Genomic DNA, 15,668 nt, shown 5'->3' with positions numbered 1-15,668 from the left:
GTCGATGACGACGGGTTGACCTGACCGTTGCCCGAACCTGGCCGTCCGTGGGACAAGCCGCGCGCTCATGCCCCCCGCGCGGGTGCCGATGTGCCCAACGGACGGACAGGGAGGCACCAGGAATGACAGGCGACGAGCCACTCAACGAGCCGATCACCGACGCGTTGACCGGTGCGTACTCGCGGGGCCTCCTCGCGCCCCGGCTGACCGAGGAGCTGGCCCGCGCGTCCCGGTCGAGCACGGGCTGCGCCCTGTTCCTGTTCGACGTCGACTACTTCAAGAGCGTCAACGACGCGTACGGCCACCAGCGCGGCGACGAGGTGCTGCGCGAGCTGGCCGCCCGCGTCCACGGCCTGGTGCGCGCCTACGACGTCCTGTTCCGCTACGGCGGCGACGAGCTGATCCTGCTCCTGCCCGACACCGCCCGGGCCGACGCGGTCGCCGTCGCGCTACGACTGGTCGACGGCATCAAGGGCACCGAGTTCGCCGGTACCCCGCCGCTGACCGTGTCGGTCAGCCTCGGCGTGGCCGTCTTCCCGGACGACGCCACGGACCCGGACGGGCTGATCGCCGTCGCCGACCGGCGCAACTACCTCGCCAAGCACCGCGGCCGCGCGTGCGCGGTGGCCGACGACGCGGAGGAGACCGCCGACCAGGCCCGCCCGGTCTCGTCCCGGCTGCTGGAGCGCGACCTGCCGATGACCGCGGCCCGCGACTTCCTCACCCGGCTGATCGCCGACCAGAGCGGCGCGATGGCCGTCACCGGCGACCGCGGTGCCGGCTACACCCGCTTCCTCGAGGAGGTCGCCCGCTCCGGACGGTTGCGCGGGTTCGAGGTGGTCGAGGCCGATGACGCGGCACAGGTTCGGATTCCACGCACCGACCGCGCCGTGCTGGTCGTGGTGGACGGGCCGGTCGGGGCCGACGTCATGGCCGGATGGGTGGCCGGTGCGGGTGGACCGCTGGGCGTCGTGCACCACGCCGGCGCGCCCGACGACGCCGCGCCGCTGCCGCTCGTCGAAACGGTGGAACTGCTCGCCTGGTCGTCGGCGGCGCTGCGGGTCTGGCTGCGCAACGGCCTCCGGGGCGAACCGAGCCGGATCCTGCTGGACTGGTTGCTGAACCGGTCCGGCGGCCTGCCGGCACGGGTCGCCGCGGAGGTCGACCGGTTGTCCGAGAGCGGCGGGCTGGTGCGCGAGAGCGGCGGCGGCTGGACCGTCGCGCCGGCGCTGCTCGGCCGGTCCCGCCCCGCCCGCAAGCCGCTGCCGGTCCCGTTGACCGAGCTGGTCGGCCGGCAGCAGGAGACGGCACAGGTGGTGCGGCTGATCTCCGAGGGGCGCCTGGTGACGCTGGTGGGACCCGGCGGCATCGGCAAGACGCGGCTGTCCCTCGCGGCCGCCGCGACGGTCGCCGACGCGTACGCCGACGGCGTGGTGTTCGTCTCGCTCGCCGCGGCGCACTCGGCCGACGACGTGGTGGCCGCGCTCGCGCACGCGCTCGACGTCACCCAACTGTCCGGTCAGGTGGCGGCCGAGGCGCTCACCGCGCACCTGGCCGAGCAGTCGACGCTGCTGGTGCTCGACAACGTCGAGGCGTCGCCCGACGCGGCGGACGTCATCGCCGACCTGCTCGCCGCCGCGCCCGGCGTGGCGGTCCTGGTGTCGACGCGGGAGCGGCTGGGCGTGTACGGCGAGCAGGTGTACGCCGTGCCGCCGCTCGCGTTGCCGGACCCCGCCGACCTGCCGCCGGGCCAGGCCGGCGTCGCGGTGGCGTTGGCCGCCTCACCGGCGCTGGCGCTGTTCGTCGCGCGGGCCCGCGCCGCGACCTACCAGTTCGCGGTGACCATCGAGAACCTCCGGACGCTGATCGACCTGTGCCGCCGCCTCGACGGCCTGCCGCTGGCCATCGAGCTCGCCGCCGCCCACGCGGACACGCTGAACCCGGCGGAGATGCTGGCCGAGCTGACCAACCGGCTGGACCTGCCCGGGCCGGGGCTGCGCGGCGTCCCCGAGCGGCAGCGCACGCTCCGGGGCGCTATCGAGTGGTCGGTGGACCGGCTCACGCCCGAGGAGCGCGAGCTGTTCGTGTCCCTCGGCGCGTTCCGCGGCGGCGCGACGCTGGACGCGATCGGCGCCGTGTGCCCGCACGAACCGGAACTGGGCAAGCGACTGGCCACGCTCGTCGACAAGAGCCTGGTCCGGGCCGAACCCGACACTGCCGACGGCACCCGGTACGCGTTGCTGGAGACGATGGTCGCCTACACCGCCGAACACCTGCCGGCCGCGGCGGGCGGCCCCCGCGACCACCACGCCGCCCACTTCGCCGCGTTGGCGGCCGCGGCCGGCACGGAGCTGACCGGACCGGACCAGGGGGCCTGGCAGGCGCGGGTGGAGCGGGAGTACGCGAACCTGGGCCACGCGTTCGGCCATGCCCTCTCCCTCGATCGCTCCGACACCGCGGCCGGCATCGCGCTGGGCATCTGGCGGTTCTGGCGCAGCGGCGCCTACCTCGGCGACGGGCGGCGCTGGCTGGACCGGCTGCTCGACACCGGACCCGGGGACGTCGTGCGGGCGCGGGTCCTGCACGCGGCCGCGGTGCTCGCCGCCGCACAGGACGACCACGAGACCGCCCGCCGGCTCGCCGGCGAGAGCCACGACCTGGCCCGGGCCGCGGGCGACCGGCGCACGGTGGCGCAGGCCGCCAACGCGTTGGGCATCGCGGCGCTCGCCGCCGGCGACTACCCCACGGCGCGCGGCTTCTTCACCGAGGCCCTCACGCTGTGGCGGGACCTCGGCGAGCCGCTCGGAACGGCGATGGCGCACGGCAACCTGACCAAGGTCGCCCTGCGGCTGGGCGACACCGGCACCGCCGCCGGGCACGCCGAGGAGTGCCTGGCGCTGGACCGGGCGCAGGGCAACACCCGCGGGATCATGCTCGGCCTCCTGTGCCAGGGCGAGATCGAGCAGCTCCGGGGCGACCGGCCGGCCGCCCGCACCGCGCTGGCCGAGGCGCTCGCGCTGGCCCGGTCCCTCGGCGACCTGTTCGGCGAGGCGATGGCCCGGCACCAGCTCGGCGTCGTCGAGGCGCAGGACGGGCACGCGCGGGAGGCACTGGCCCACATGACCGCCGCCACCGCCCTGCGCCGCGACATCGGCGACCGCGAGGACCTCGCCATCTCACTCGACGCGCTGGCGTGGCTCCTCGGCGCCGACCAACCCGTGCTCGCCGCCCGCCTCCTCGGCGCCGCCGCGGCGCTCCGCAACCAGCACCGGCTGGCCGAACCGGCCACGGCGGGAGGCGTGGCCCGCACGTCGCTGGTCGACGACCTCCGGACGGCGTTGGGCGCCGACGGCCTGAGCGCGGCCCTGGACACGGGCCGCTGGGTCGGCCTGGACGCGGTGGTCGACGACGCCATCGAGGTGTCGGTGTGACCTCACGGCGAGGTGTACCCGGCGACGGCGATCGCGCGTTGGCCGGCCGCATGGGCGTGGACGTTCGCGCGGAGCCGGGTCAGCCAGGGTGGGTCGTCGGGCCGGGCGGGGTCGACGGCCGATCGGGCGCGCACCGCGGAGCAGGCGGCATTCGCGGCGGTGAACAGCGGCAGGTGCGCGAGGTCGGCCGCCGGCAGCGGACGGACCTGCCGGTAGCCGGTCAGGAACGCCGCGAACAGTTCCTGCTCGCCGGACGGTAGCGAGGCCAGGTCGCGGACCGCGAACGCGATGTCGGCCAGGTACCAGGAGTGGGCCGCCTCGTCGAAGTCGAAGGCGACGGCCCTTTCCGCGTCCCAGCTCACGTTGTCGAGCTCGAAGTCGCCGTGCACGGTTCCGAACCGGTCCGCGTCCCTGGGGAGGGCGGCGAGGGCCCGCGCGATCCGGTCGGCGGCGGACCCGAACTCCGGATCGTCCGGGAACGTGGTCGCCACCCGGGCCAGTTCCGGGAACGGCCCGGGTAGCCGCACGGCCGCGTCGCCGCCGTCGCGGTGCAGCCGGGCGAGGGCGGCGCCCCAGTGTGCGGCCCTGGTCGTGGTGAGCGCGTCGACCTCGATCTCGCCGCCCGGCGCGGCCGTCACGGCGGTGGCGTGGACGTCGCCGATGGCGGTGGCGACGGTCTCGACCAGCGCGCCGGACATCGCCGGGACCGGCGCCACCACGGCCAGTCCACGCCTGCTGAGGGTGTCCATCAGCCGCGCGACGGCGGTCACCGCGCCGAGGGGCCGGTGGGTCGCCGGGACGAACCGGAGGTAGACGCCGGCGGTCGGCACCGCGAAGACGTGACTCGCGCTGGAGCGCCGCAGCCGGGCCGCCCCGGGTGGATGGCCCCACGCCGCCGCCACCGTGTCGGCGACCGGGCTGCGCCGCTCGTCGTCCACCGTCCGGGCGAGCCGGTGGATCTGCGCGAGCGGCATCATCGCCGCGCGCCCTGGCTCAGGGCGACCTCGCCGAGGTGGCCCAGCAGCACGTCGGCGAGCGGGACGTGGTCGTGGCTGGCCGGGACGATCGCGACGACGTCTCGGACCAGCCCGGCGGCGGTCGGCCGGGCCCGGGTGCCCGGCCGGTGGGTCAGGGCGAGGCGCGGGATCAGCGAGACGGCGACGCCGGCCTGGGTGAGGGCCTGCGCGACGTCGTACGACTCGGTCTGGAACGGCACGTGCGGGACGAACCCGCGGTCGGCGGCGGCGACGTCGAGCTGGGTCCGCGACGGGCGTCCCGGTGGCCCGCTGGCCCAGGGCTCGTCGGCGAGGTCGGCCAGGTCGAGGGGACCCGTTTCCCCGCTGAGCGGGTGGGTGTCGGGCAGGACGACGAGCATCGGGTCGGCGAGGATCCGGTGGGTGGTGACCGCGTCGACGGTGGGCAGGCTGCCGTAGCTCGCGGAGACGGCCAGGTCGAGCGCGCCGTCGGCGACGAGCCCGGGACCCGCGTCGGACAGGATGTCGTCCACCGACAGCTCGGCCGCCGGGAACCGGAACCGGATCGCGGCGAGCACGTCGGGCAGCAGCCGGTAGGTCACCGACGCGGGGGCGCCGACCCGGAGGCGGTTGCGGTGGACGCCGATGAAGTCGGCCGCGGTCTCCTCGGCCCGGCGCAGTTCGTCGGCCACCCGCGTCCCGTGCACGGCCAGCCGCTCGCCCAGCCGGGTGAGCCGGGCGCCGCGGGCGCCGCGTTCGACGAGCGGGGCGCCGACGTCCCGCTCCAGGCGGGCCAGTTGCTGTGACACCGCGGGCGGGCTGACGGCGAGCGTGAGCGCGGCCCGGGCCAGGCTGCCGGTGCGCTGGATCTCGACGAGCAGCGCGAGCTGACCCGAGCTCAGAGACATAAGGTCAGCTTATCGCTGGGTGTGCGAAGTCGTTCTTCCCTTACTGCTCGCGGTCCCGAAGCATTTTGACCATGACGACCACGGTGACCCTGGCGGTGGACGCCGGCCTGGCCCGGATCACGCTCGACGGCCCGACCACCCGCAACGCGCTCGACGGGGCCAGCGCCCAAGCGCTCGTCGACGCCTGCGCCGCGGTCGACGCCGACGCCACGGTGGGCGTCGCGGTGATCACCGGCGCCGGCGGCGCGTTCTGCTCGGGCGCCGCCCGCGGCACGCTGGCCGCCCTCGCGGACGCGCCCGCCGACCGGATGTACGACGAGCTGGGCGCCGTCTACCGGGCGTTCGAGCGGGTCGGACGGCTCGCCGTGCCGACGATCGCCCGGATCGAGGGTGCCGCCGTCGGCGCCGGGCTGAACCTGGCCCTGGCGACCGACCTGCGGCTCGCCGCGCCCGGCGCCCGGTTGATCTCCGGCTTCGCGGCCATCGGCATCCATCCCGGCGGCGGCCACCTGCACCTGCTGGCCCGGACGGCGGGCCGGCAGGCGGCCGCCGCGCTCGGGGTGTTCGCGTGTCCGCTCACCGCTCTGGAGGCCAAGGCCGCCGGGCTGATCTGGGACGTCGCGGCCGACGGCGACCTCGACGCGCTCGTGGACGCGGCGGCGGCCCCGCTGCGGGCCGATCCGGAGCTCGCCCGGGCGCTGAAGACCAGCCTCCAGCTGACCACGTCGGGCGTCGACGCGTGGTCGGCCGCGACCGAGGTCGAACGCGCCCGGCAGATGTGGTCGCTCACCCGGAAAGCGGCCCGATGAACCTTTCGCAATTGCTCATTGCGCGGGCGGCCGAGCGCCCGGACCTGCGGATCGGAACGGTCGACCGGCAGCTCGAGCTTTCCGACGCGCTGCGGCGGGCCGCCGGCGGCGCCCGGGCGCTGCGGGACCGTGGACTGCGTCCGGGTGACCGGGTGGCCGTCGTCGCGCCGAGTTCGACCGACTACCTCGTCGTGTGGATGGCGTGCCTGCTCGCGGGAACGCCGGTGGCGCTGGTCAACCCGACGTACCCGGAGGACCTGCTCGCCACGATGCTCGACCACCTGGACCCGGCGTTCGTCGTCACCGAGGTGCCCGACACGGTCGCGGACTGGCCCGATCTTGAGGTCGAGGCCTCGCCCGGCCTCGACGCCGACCGGTTCGACATCGCCTCGTTCATGCACACCTCCGGCACCACCGGCGTCCCGAAGTTCTGCGCGCAGACGCACAGCTACTTCCTGCGCCTCGGCCGCGCGGTCGCCGACGCGCTCGGCCTGACCGCCGCCGACCGGATGCTGGCCCCGCTGCCGCTGTTCCACATCAACCCGCTCGGGTACGGCATCGTCGGCGCGCTCACCGCCGGCGCCGACGCGCTGACCGTCGACCGGTTCTCCGCGCGCGGCTTCTGGCCCGCCGTTCGCGAGCACGGGGTGACGGCGTTGGCGTTGCACGCGCCGCCGGTCGAGATCCTCAAGCGGTCCACGACTGCGGCCGACGCGGCGGGGCACCGGGTGCGGACGATGTTCTACGCCGACGCCGAGTTCGTGTCCCGCTTCGGCATCCCGCTCGCGGTCTCGGGCTACGGGTCGACGGAGGCGGCCGGGGTGAGCCACCTGCACCGGTGGCGGCTCGGCGACGACATCCCGGCGAACGCCAGCCGGTACGGCGGTCTGCCACGGTCCGATGTGGACGATCGCGTCGTGGACGGCCAGATCCTCGTGCGGGAAAGGGAACCGGGCACGTTGTTCGCCGGCTACTACGCGCACGGCGTCCTCAACAGCGCGACCGACGCCGAGGGCTGGTTCGCCACCGGCGACCTCGGCCGCCGCGACTCCTCCCATGGCGCGGCCGGCGGTCTGGTGTTCCTCGAACGGGCCGCGGAGTCGATCCGGGTCAAGGGCGAGTTCGTGCCGATCCCGTTCGTGGAAGAGCGATTCGGGACGCTCGCGCAGCTGACCGATCTCGCGCTGTGGAAGACACCGGGCGACCTCGTCGACGACGACGCCGTTCTCTACGTGGTCGCCGAACCGGTGCCGGTCGACGCGATCCGGGCGGTCGCGGCCACGCTGCCCGGGTTCATGCGTCCGGCCCGCGTCGCGCAGGTGCGCGCCATCCCCCGCGACGCGGCCGCGGGCAAGGTGCAGCGCCGGCTGCTGGACGGCCAGGAGGTGCTCTCGTGGACGGCCCTGTGACGCTGCCCGACTGGGCCATCGACATGGTCGATCTGCACGCGCACGCGTCGCCGAGCCTGCTCCCCCGGCACGGTACCGACGCCGAAACCGTCGCCGCAGAACGGGCGCTCGGCTTCTCGACCGTCGTGCTGAAGTCGCACGAAGGGTCCACTGTGGAGCGTGCGGTCGTTGCCGGTGTACACGGCGGCATCGTGCTCAACAGTCCCGTCGGCGGCGCGAACCCCGACGCGGTCGAGGTCGCCGCGCGGCTCGGCGGCCGGATCGTGTGGATGCCCACGGTCTCCTCGGCCACCCACCAGGCCGGCGCCGAACGGCCGGAACTGAGCGTGCACCAGGGTTTCCGGCTGCGCCGCGTCGACGTCGTCACCGACGGCGCGCTGCGTCCCGAGTGGTACGACGTGCTCGACGTCGTCGCGGCCCACGATCTGGTGCTCGCCAGCGGTCACCTCTCCGCCGCCGAGACCGTGGTGCTGTTCACCGCGGCCCGCGCCCGTGGGGTGACCCGGTTGCTGGTGAACCACCCGAAGATGCCGTTCCTCGGCTGGCATCCCGCTGCGGGGATCGCGCTGCGGACGCTGGACGCGCGCCTCGAACTCGGCATCCTGCCCGACATCCTCAGCGGCCCGGGCGCGGCCAGCGTCGACCTCGTCGACGAGTACCCGACCGCGCTGCTGGTGTTCGGCGCCGACCTCGGCCACGCCCACCACCCCACGCCCGCCCAGGCGATGCCGGCCTGGCTGCGTTCGCTGGAACGGCGGGCCGGCGCAGACGCCGCGCACGCGATCACCGCGACGAACGGCCGGGAGCTACTCACGTGACGACCATCGCGCTGCTGCCCGGCGACGGCATCGGCCGGGAGATCCTCGACGGGCCGCTGGACCTGCTGCGCCGCATGGCCGCCGACGGCGCGCCGGTGACGCTGACCGGCCCGTGGCCGTACGGGACGTCGGGCTGGGCGGAGACCGGCTCGATCCTGCCGCCGCGGACCGTCGACGCCTGCCGCGCGGCCGACGTGGTCCTCAGCGGCGCCGTCGGCACGCATCCCGGTGTGCCGGCGGCTGACTGCCCGAACCCCGAGGCCGCGCTCATCGAACTCCGGCACATTTTCGACCTGCGGATCAGCGTCCGGACCGTGTGGGTTCCCGGCGTCGACGACGTCACCATCGTCCGCAACATCACCGGCGGCGCGTACGCCGACCCGAGCCGGCGCACCGAGAGCGACGGCGTCGGCCCGGCGGTCGACCAGATCGTGCTGCGGCCCGAGCGGGTGCGGGAGGTGTTGGAACTCGCCGCGGAGCATGCGGTTCCCGGACGGCGGGCGATCAGCGTCGACAAGGCGAGCGTGTTCGCGACCTCGCGGCTGTGGCGGTCGCTGGCGACGGTGGTCGCGGCCGAGCGCGGCGTGAAGTTCGACAACGTCAACGTCGACCGGGCCGCCTACGAACTGGTCCGGTTCGACGAGTTGCCGGCCGTCATCGCCACCGAGGGGATCTTCGGCGACATCCTGTCCGACGTCGTGTGCGCCCGCGCCGGCTCGCCGGCCCTGTGCGGCTCGGCCACCATCAACCCGTCGCGCGGGCGCGGGCTGTCTGCCTTGTTCGAGCCGGCGCACGGGTCGTCGCCGCACCGGACCGGTTCCCGCCGGTCCAATCCGACCGGTGCGTGGCTCGCGCTGGCCGCGCTGCTCGACTGGTGCGAAGACCTGCGCCCGTACCGGATGTCGGCGCGGATCCGGGCCGCGCTCGCCGACGTGCACGCGCGCGGTGTGCGCACCTACGACCTGGCCGGCGCCGACCCCGTCGGCATGGACGAGTTCAACGCCCTCGTGCTGGGAGAGCTGACATGACGCTGTGGAGATACCTGGCCGACGAGTCGGTGGCGGCGCCGGCCCGCGAGTTCGCCGAGACCGTGGTGCGCCCGGTGGCCGCCGACATCGACACCCGGGACGTCTACCCGGTCGACCTCGTCGCGCAGACCGCCGCCCGGGGCTGGAACACGATGACGCTGCCGACCCGGTACGGCGGGCAGGGCGCGCCGATGCGCGACGCCCTCGCGGTCTTCGAGGAACTGGGTGCGGGCAGCGCCAGCCTCGGCGTCTCGCTCATCACGATCCTGCAGAGCAGCAAGATCATCGAACTGTACGGGTCGGAGAGCCTGAAGGAACGCGTCCTTCCCCGCTACGCCCAGGGTCTGCGGGCGTCGTACGCGCTGACCGAGGGCGGGCGCGGCAGCGACATCCGGTCCCTCGACACGAAGGCGCGGCGCAGCGACGCCGGCTGGGTCATCGTCGGCGAGAAGGCTTTCATCACGTCCGGCTCCCGGGCGGAGTTCTTCGTCGTGCTCGCCGAGACCGACGTGGGCGTGTCCGCGTTCGCCGTCGACCGGGACGCTCCCGGAGTGTCCACCAGGGAGACCCGCGAGGCGGAGACGTTCGGGCTGCGCAACGGCCCGCACGTGAACCTGGTGCTCGACGAGGTCGAGGTGCCGGTCGACGCGCTGATCGGCGTCGAGGGCAAGGGCCTGAAGCAGGCGATGGTGACGCTGTCCAACAGCCGCACGCTCGCGGCCGGCATCTCGCTCGGCATCGCGAGGGCGGCGTTCGACGACGCGTTCGCGTACGTGCGGCAGCGGGAGGCGTTCGGCGGGAAGATCTTCGACTTCCAGGGCATCCAGTGGTACTTCGCCGAGGCCGCCGCCGAGATCGACGCCGCCCGCCTCGTCTGCTACCAGGCCGCCGACGACCTGGACACCGGCGGCGACTACCAGCGAACCTCCTCGGCGGCCAAACTGCTCGCCGCCGCGCTGGCCACCCGCGTCGCCGGGATGGCGGTGCAGGTGTGCGGCGCGCACGGCACGCAGGAGACCGCCCCGTTCGGCCGCTACTTCCGCGACGCCAAGGCGTACGAGGTCGCGGGCGGCTCGGCCGAGATCCTGAAGAACACGATCGCGAAGTCGTTGCTCAGGGCGGTCAGCTGACCGTGCGGCGGGCCATCAGCGTGACACCCCCGCGGTCGTGGGTGTCGAAGTAGACGAAGCCGGAACCGTTGTCGCGTCGGCCCTTCGCCGTCACGGTCAGGCCGAGCGTGTGCGCGGACCGTTCGGCGTCATCGAGGTCGTCCTCGAAACCGAGGTGGTACACGCCCTCGCCGTGGGCGTCGAGGAACCGGCGCTGGGCGCAGTCGCGCTCCGGCGGTTGGCACAACTGCAACTGGACGTTGTCGAGGTTCACGAACTTGTACCGCAGCCCCCGGAACGCCTCCGGATCGGGGTGTTCGAGGGTGCGGTACTCGGTCAGGGGTGGGTAGTCCTGCCACGGGCCGACGCCCATCGACTCGTAGCCGGCGACGGCGCGGTCGAGGTCGCGCACGACGATGCAGATGTGGTGCAGGTGCCGGAACGGCGTCTCGCTCATCAGAACACCAACTCCACGTTCGTCGCCGTCGCGTCGGCGAAGCGGTCCAGACGCAACGGTGTCACGTCGAGGCTGTCGATCCCGCCGGTGGCCACCTGTTCGGCGGCCAGCCGTCCGATCTCGGGTGCCTGCATCAGGCCGTGGCCGGAGAAGCCGCAGGCGTTGACCCACGTCGGCGCGGTCGGGTCGGCGCCGAGGATGCCGTGGTGGTCGGGGGTGTTCTCGTAGGTGCCGGCCCAGCACGCCGTCCGGTCCAGCGGCAGGTCCGCCAGCCACGGGAACCGCGCCACCGCGCGCTCCAGCAGGCCCTCCATCCACGGCCAGTCCACGTCGAGGCGGTAGCCGTCGGGCTCGTCGGGGCGGGCGCCGCCGAACAGGAGGCGGTCGCCCTCGCTGCGGACGTAGACGCCGGAGCCGAGGTCGATGGTCATCGGCAGCGTCGTCGGGAGGGCGTCCGGCGCGGTCGCGTAGATGTTGCGGCGCGAGTGGACGACCGGCACCCGCAGCCCGGCGAGCGCCGCCACCTCCCCCGCCCAGCCACCGGCCGCGTTCACCACGTACCGCACGCGGAAAAGCTCGCCGCCGGCCTCGACCCGCCAGCCGTCGCCGTCCGGCGCGATCGCCGTCACCTCGTGGCGGAACCGCACGGCCGCGCCGCGCGCCCGGGCCAGGCCGAGGTAGGCGGCCGTCGCCAGGTGCGGATCGACGACGCCGTCGGCCGGCCCCCAGGTGGCGCCGGCGACCCCTTCCGCGTCGAACGGCGTGACCGCCGACGCGGCGTCGACGTCGAGGACGTCGACCGGCACCCCGTGGGCGCGTTGCAGGTCCACCGCGGCGAGGTGCGCCGCCCACGCCGCCGCCGGGACGAGGAACAGGTACCCGGTGGGGCGGTAGCCGACGTCGAGGTCGCGGTAGGCGCGGATGCTGCGCCACGACATCTCGATGTTCAACGGATCCGCCCACTGCGCGCGGATCGACGCGAACGACCGGCCGGTGCTCCCCTCGGCCGGCCCGTCGAACCGGTCGACCACGACGACCGTCAGGCCGCGCCCGGCCAGGTGGTGGGCGCAACTCGCGCCGATGGCACCGGCGCCGACGACGAGGACGTCCGCGGTGTTCATGCCGGCGACCGTAGGCCCGCGACGGGCATCGACGCTTCGGCGCCGACGCTCAAATACCGCCGTCCCGTTGCTACAAATGTCGAACGGCTACGCCTCGCGGTAGGCCGCGAGGCGCAGCGCCATGAGCAGGTCGCCGCGGTCGGGTCCGGCCTTCAGGTCCACGCCCGCGACCGCCTCGATCCGGTCGAGGCGGTAGTACAACGTCGTCCGGTGGATGTGCAGTTCGGCGGTCGCCCGCGCGACGTCCCCGCCCAGTTCGAGCACGACGCGGGCCGTGGTCAGCAGGTCGGCGCGGGGCAACGCCGCCAGCGCCCGCACGCCCGGGTGGATGTCGCCCGGCGACAGGTCGGCGGGTGCCGCCACGACGAGGTGCCAGGCACCGAGCGCGTCCCAGGACGGGGTGCGCAATAGCGCGCCGGCCCGCAGCGCCCGGACCGTGCTGTCGGCCCGCTCGACGGCCCGGCGCAGGTCGGCCAGCGGCAGCGGCGGGCCGCTCGTCGGCGGGTCACCGGGCACCGGTTGGAGATGCACGCTGAGACCGGCGCCCAACCCCCACCCGCCGGCGCGCGCCGGGCCGTAGACCACCACGGTCGCGTCGGCGTCGAGGTTCTCCAGGGCGACCAGTTCCGTCGCGGCGTCGGCGTCCGCGCCCTTCGCCAACCGCGCCAGCAACGCCGACCGCCGCCGCTCGTGTCCCTGATCGGACGCCCGCTGCCGGGCCAGCACCGAGGCGGCCAGGTCGGCGCACGCGACGAGCCCGGGCAGCTGGTCCGGTGCGACCGTGCCGTCGCCGTCGAGCACCCAGAGGTAGCCGAGCAGGTCGGTGCCGTCGCGCATCGGCACGCACCAGCGGGCCTGCATGTCGGCCTCCGGAACGGCGGGGGTGCGTACCGGTCCGGTCGCGGTCGCCAACCGCATCCGGGCCACCAGCGCCACCGCCTCCGGACCGACGGTGCGTTGCAGGATCGTGTGCGCCCGCACCGTGTCCACCTCGCCCTGGACGCTCCACCACAGCGGCCGGTGCCGGCCGTCCTCGATCAGCACGGCATGGCCCAGCGTCGCCGCCAGCTGGTCCACCGCGGCCTGCACCTGCCCCGAGTCCGGCACCCGTCCCCCCTCGCCTTTCGACAATCGTAGGAAAACCCGGGCCGGACTTCCGTGATGCCGCCGAAGCGGCGCGCGTGGAGGCGTACCTACCCTCACGACATGACGACCCCTGCCGGCCGCACCGCGCTGTTCCCGATCGGCCCGACCGCACCCCGCGGCTACGCATCCGGTTCACCGGAACGGGCCGCCACCGCCGCCGCGCTCGACGAGGTGCGCTCGGCCGGTTACGACATCCCGAACCGCGTCGGCGCCGTCGAGGTGCGCACCGGGCGGCGGGCTCCCGTCGTCACCCCGCACGCGCACGCGGTTCAGCTCGGCGAGGTGCATCATGCCGGTGCGGCCGAGACGCTGCGGGCGATCGAGGCGGCCACCGCGGCGGCGTCGTGGTGGGGCCGGCTGCCGTGGGAGGACCGCGCCGCGCCGTTCCTTCGCGCCGCCGACATGCTGGAGCACGGACCGTGGCGGGACCGGCTCAACGCCGCCACCATGCTCGAACTGTCGAAGACGACGTACCAGGCCGACATCGACGCAGCCTGCGAGACGATCGACTTCATCCGGGCGAACGTGGAGAACATGCTGCGCATGTACGACGTGCAGCCGGGTTCGCTGCCGGGCAGTTGGAACTCGGTCGAGTACCGTCCCCTCGAAGGTTTCGTCTTCGCGGTGACGCCGTTCAACTTCACCTGCATGAACAACCTCGCCTTCGGCCCGGCCGTGCTGGGCAACACGGTGGTGTGGAAGCCGGCCGAGAGCGCATCGCTCGTGGCGCACCTGTCGCTGGAACTGCTCCGCGAGGCGGGGCTGCCCGACGGCGTCATCAACGTCGTCTACGGCCACGGCCCCGACATCGGCGACGTGGCGCTGACCCACCGCGACCTCGCCGCCGTCCACTTCACCGGCTCCACCGCGACGTTCCAGCACATCTGGCGCACCGTCGGAGCGAATGTCGCCGGCTACCGCAACTACCCCCGCGTGGTCGGCGAGACCGGCGGCAAGGACTTCATCGTCGCCCACCCGTCGGCCGACCTCGACGCGCTGGCCGTCGCCTGCGTCCGCGGCGCGTACGAGTACCAGGGTCAGAAGTGCTCGGCCGCCTCCCGCTTGTACGCTCCGGCCAGCCTCTGGCCCGCGCTGCGCGACCGGCTCGTGGCGCTCACCGAACAGGTCGTCGTCGGCGACCCGACTCTTGCTTCGACCTACGTGGGCGCCGTCATCAACGCCCGTCAGCACGCCAAGCACGCGGCCGCGCTGGCCAAGGCCCGCGCGGACGGCACCGTGGTCGTCGGCGGCAACACCGATGACGCGACGGGCTGGTTCGTCGACCCGACCGTGCTCCAGGTGACCGACCCCCGCTCACCGTTCATCACCGAGGAACTGTTCGCCCCGGTGCTGACCACCTACGTCTACGACGACGCAGACTGGGACGCCACCCTGCGCCTGGTCGACGAGTCCACCCCGTACGGCCTGACCGGAGCCGTGTTCGCCGCCGACCCCGACGCCATCCACGACGCCGATCGCGAACTCCGCTACACGGCGGGCAACTTCTACGTCAACGACAAGCCCACCGGCTCGGTGGTCGGCCAGCAACCGTTCGGCGGCGCCCGCGCCTCCGGCACCAACGACAAGGCCGGCACGGTGTGGAACATGATCCGCTTCGCCAGCCCCCGCACCACCAAGCGCAACCACCTCCCGGCCCGCGACTACCGCTACCCCCACCTGGACAGCTGACCGCGACCGTGAACGAGCGCCCTCAGAAGCCCGCCAGGAAGAGCACTCCGGCGGTCACGAGGCCGGCCTCGACCAGCACCACGAAGGTGCGGTCGCTGATCCGGCCCACCACCCTCTTGCCGACCCACGCGCCCGCCAGCGTGGACGGGGTCAGGGCGGCGCCGAACAGCAGGATGCGGCCCGTCAGCAGGTCGCCGGCGCCGTAGGCGGCGACCTTGGTCAGGTGCATGGTGAGCGCCGCGGCCGCTTCGGTGCCGATGTACGCCGCGCGGGTGAGGCCGTAGGCGAGGAAGAACGGCGCGGTCAGCGGGCCGACCGACCCTAGCAAAGCGGAGCCGAGACCGGAGGCGGCGCCGATGCCGGCGAACGTCGCGTCGGCGGGTTTGCGGGGATGGGGGTTGAGCCGGCGCCAGGCGACCACGGCGAGCAGGAACACGCCGAGGAGTCGCTTCAGCGGGGCGAGCGGGGCGTGGGCCAGCAGCAGCGCGCCGGCCACGGCAAGGGGGACGGCGCCGAGGGCGAACCAGCCCACGAGGGGCCAGCGTAGGTCGCGGCGGTTGAGCCACACGCGGCTGCCGTTGCTGGACAACTGGGCGAGGGTGAGCATCGGCACGGCGGCGCGCAGGCCGAACAGCGCGGTGAACACCGGCAGCAGCAGCGCCCCGCCACCGAAGCCGGCCACCGCCGACAGCACGGCCAGCACGAACGCGGCGGCGCAGGCCAGAACCAACGTCACGATCGATCACCGTACGGCGCCTCCGTACGGCGG

General features: G+C 74.2%; 13 protein-coding genes. 7 read left to right on the top strand and 6 right to left on the bottom strand.

The features are described 5' to 3' along the window. The first annotated feature begins 122 nt into the window (after positions 1 to 122). Entirely contained in the window at positions 123 to 3,431 is a 3,309-nt protein-coding gene (locus Vau01_RS19065; RefSeq protein ID WP_203994428.1) for a diguanylate cyclase, read from the top strand. A 2-nt stretch (positions 3,432 to 3,433) separates the two neighbouring features. Here Vau01_RS19065 and Vau01_RS19060 read toward each other — a convergent pair whose 3' ends face one another. Both Vau01_RS19060 and Vau01_RS19055 read right to left on the bottom strand, forming a co-directional pair. Next, positions 3,434 to 4,408 (bottom strand): phosphotransferase enzyme family protein, encoded by a 975-nt coding sequence (locus Vau01_RS19060; protein WP_203994425.1) that lies wholly within the window; start codon positions 4,406 to 4,408, stop codon positions 3,434 to 3,436. Beyond that, positions 4,405 to 5,313: a LysR family transcriptional regulator gene (locus Vau01_RS19055; RefSeq protein WP_203994424.1), complete on the bottom strand. Its 909-nt coding sequence runs from the start codon at positions 5,311 to 5,313 to the stop codon at positions 4,405 to 4,407. Before Vau01_RS19055 ends, Vau01_RS19060 begins: the two co-directional genes overlap by 4 nt. Positions 5,314 to 5,384: 71 nt before the next feature. Between Vau01_RS19055 and Vau01_RS19050 the strand changes: the two genes are divergently transcribed. From Vau01_RS19050 to Vau01_RS19030, 5 genes are read left to right on the top strand one after another with little or no spacing between them, the layout of a single operon-like run. Then, positions 5,385 to 6,122 (top strand): enoyl-CoA hydratase-related protein, encoded by a 738-nt coding sequence (locus Vau01_RS19050; protein ID WP_203994423.1) that lies wholly within the window; start codon positions 5,385 to 5,387, stop codon positions 6,120 to 6,122. Beyond that, the gene (locus Vau01_RS19045) at positions 6,119 to 7,531 is read left to right on the top strand and encodes an AMP-binding protein (protein ID WP_203994422.1); all 1,413 of its coding nucleotides are present in this window, start codon (positions 6,119 to 6,121) and stop codon (positions 7,529 to 7,531) included. The genes Vau01_RS19050 and Vau01_RS19045 overlap by 4 nt, the downstream gene beginning before the upstream one ends. Beyond that, positions 7,516 to 8,349 (top strand): DUF6282 family protein, encoded by an 834-nt coding sequence (locus Vau01_RS19040; RefSeq protein ID WP_203994421.1) that lies wholly within the window; start codon positions 7,516 to 7,518, stop codon positions 8,347 to 8,349. Before Vau01_RS19045 ends, Vau01_RS19040 begins: the two co-directional genes overlap by 16 nt. Continuing rightward, positions 8,346 to 9,377: an isocitrate/isopropylmalate family dehydrogenase gene (locus tag Vau01_RS19035; RefSeq protein ID WP_203994419.1), complete on the top strand. Its 1,032-nt coding sequence runs from the start codon at positions 8,346 to 8,348 to the stop codon at positions 9,375 to 9,377. The genes Vau01_RS19040 and Vau01_RS19035 overlap by 4 nt, the downstream gene beginning before the upstream one ends. Continuing rightward, positions 9,374 to 10,507 (top strand): acyl-CoA dehydrogenase family protein, encoded by a 1,134-nt coding sequence (locus Vau01_RS19030; RefSeq protein WP_203994417.1) that lies wholly within the window; start codon positions 9,374 to 9,376, stop codon positions 10,505 to 10,507. The genes Vau01_RS19035 and Vau01_RS19030 overlap by 4 nt, the downstream gene beginning before the upstream one ends. Here the strand turns inward: Vau01_RS19030 and Vau01_RS19025 are convergent. The 3 genes from Vau01_RS19025 to Vau01_RS19015 all read right to left on the bottom strand — a co-directional run bounded on the left by Vau01_RS19025 (position 10,500) and on the right by Vau01_RS19015 (position 13,171). Continuing rightward, positions 10,500 to 10,943: a VOC family protein gene (locus Vau01_RS19025; RefSeq protein ID WP_203994415.1), complete on the bottom strand. Its 444-nt coding sequence runs from the start codon at positions 10,941 to 10,943 to the stop codon at positions 10,500 to 10,502. The genes Vau01_RS19030 and Vau01_RS19025 overlap by 8 nt on opposite strands. Then, positions 10,943 to 12,064, bottom strand: a complete 1,122-nt coding sequence (locus Vau01_RS19020) for an NAD(P)/FAD-dependent oxidoreductase (protein WP_203994413.1) — start codon at positions 12,062 to 12,064, stop codon at positions 10,943 to 10,945. The genes Vau01_RS19025 and Vau01_RS19020 overlap by 1 nt, the downstream gene beginning before the upstream one ends. 87 nt (positions 12,065 to 12,151) lie before the next feature. Next, positions 12,152 to 13,171 carry a helix-turn-helix domain-containing protein gene (locus Vau01_RS19015; protein WP_203994410.1) on the bottom strand — a complete coding sequence of 340 codons (1,020 nt, stop codon included), beginning with the start codon at positions 13,169 to 13,171 and terminating at the stop codon, positions 12,152 to 12,154. A gap of 99 nt (positions 13,172 to 13,270) precedes the next feature. On the opposite strand from Vau01_RS19015, the gene pruA reads away from it, so the two are divergent. Next, positions 13,271 to 14,899 (top strand): L-glutamate gamma-semialdehyde dehydrogenase, encoded by a 1,629-nt coding sequence (pruA, locus tag Vau01_RS19010; RefSeq protein WP_203994408.1) that lies wholly within the window; start codon positions 13,271 to 13,273, stop codon positions 14,897 to 14,899. Between the two features lie 22 nt (positions 14,900 to 14,921). Here pruA and Vau01_RS19005 read toward each other — a convergent pair whose 3' ends face one another. Then, entirely contained in the window at positions 14,922 to 15,635 is a 714-nt protein-coding gene (locus tag Vau01_RS19005; protein WP_239151702.1) for a sulfite exporter TauE/SafE family protein, read from the bottom strand. Positions 15,636 to 15,668: the final 33 nt, after the last annotated feature.

The organism is Virgisporangium aurantiacum, from assembly GCF_016863635.1.
GTDB lineage: Bacteria > Actinomycetota > Actinomycetes > Mycobacteriales > Micromonosporaceae > Virgisporangium > Virgisporangium aurantiacum.
Note: the sequence above shows the minus strand (reverse complement) of the source record. Positions and strands in the feature narration are given on the sequence as shown.

Excerpts from the sequence above, each read along its gene's own strand:
- Vau01_RS19065 (WP_203994428.1), top strand. The coding sequence starts at position 123 with ATGACAGGCGACGAGCCACTCAACGAGCCGATCACCGACGCGTTGACC.
- Vau01_RS19060 (WP_203994425.1), bottom strand. The coding sequence starts at position 4,408 with ATGATGCCGCTCGCGCAGATCCACCGGCTCGCCCGGACGGTGGACGAC.
- Vau01_RS19055 (WP_203994424.1), bottom strand. The coding sequence starts at position 5,313 with ATGTCTCTGAGCTCGGGTCAGCTCGCGCTGCTCGTCGAGATCCAGCGC.
- Vau01_RS19050 (WP_203994423.1), top strand. The coding sequence starts at position 5,385 with ATGACGACCACGGTGACCCTGGCGGTGGACGCCGGCCTGGCCCGGATC.
- Vau01_RS19045 (WP_203994422.1), top strand. The coding sequence starts at position 6,119 with ATGAACCTTTCGCAATTGCTCATTGCGCGGGCGGCCGAGCGCCCGGAC.
- Vau01_RS19030 (WP_203994417.1), top strand. The coding sequence starts at position 9,374 with ATGACGCTGTGGAGATACCTGGCCGACGAGTCGGTGGCGGCGCCGGCC.
- Vau01_RS19025 (WP_203994415.1), bottom strand. The coding sequence starts at position 10,943 with ATGAGCGAGACGCCGTTCCGGCACCTGCACCACATCTGCATCGTCGTG.
- Vau01_RS19020 (WP_203994413.1), bottom strand. The coding sequence starts at position 12,064 with ATGAACACCGCGGACGTCCTCGTCGTCGGCGCCGGTGCCATCGGCGCG.
- pruA (WP_203994408.1), top strand. The coding sequence starts at position 13,271 with ATGACGACCCCTGCCGGCCGCACCGCGCTGTTCCCGATCGGCCCGACC.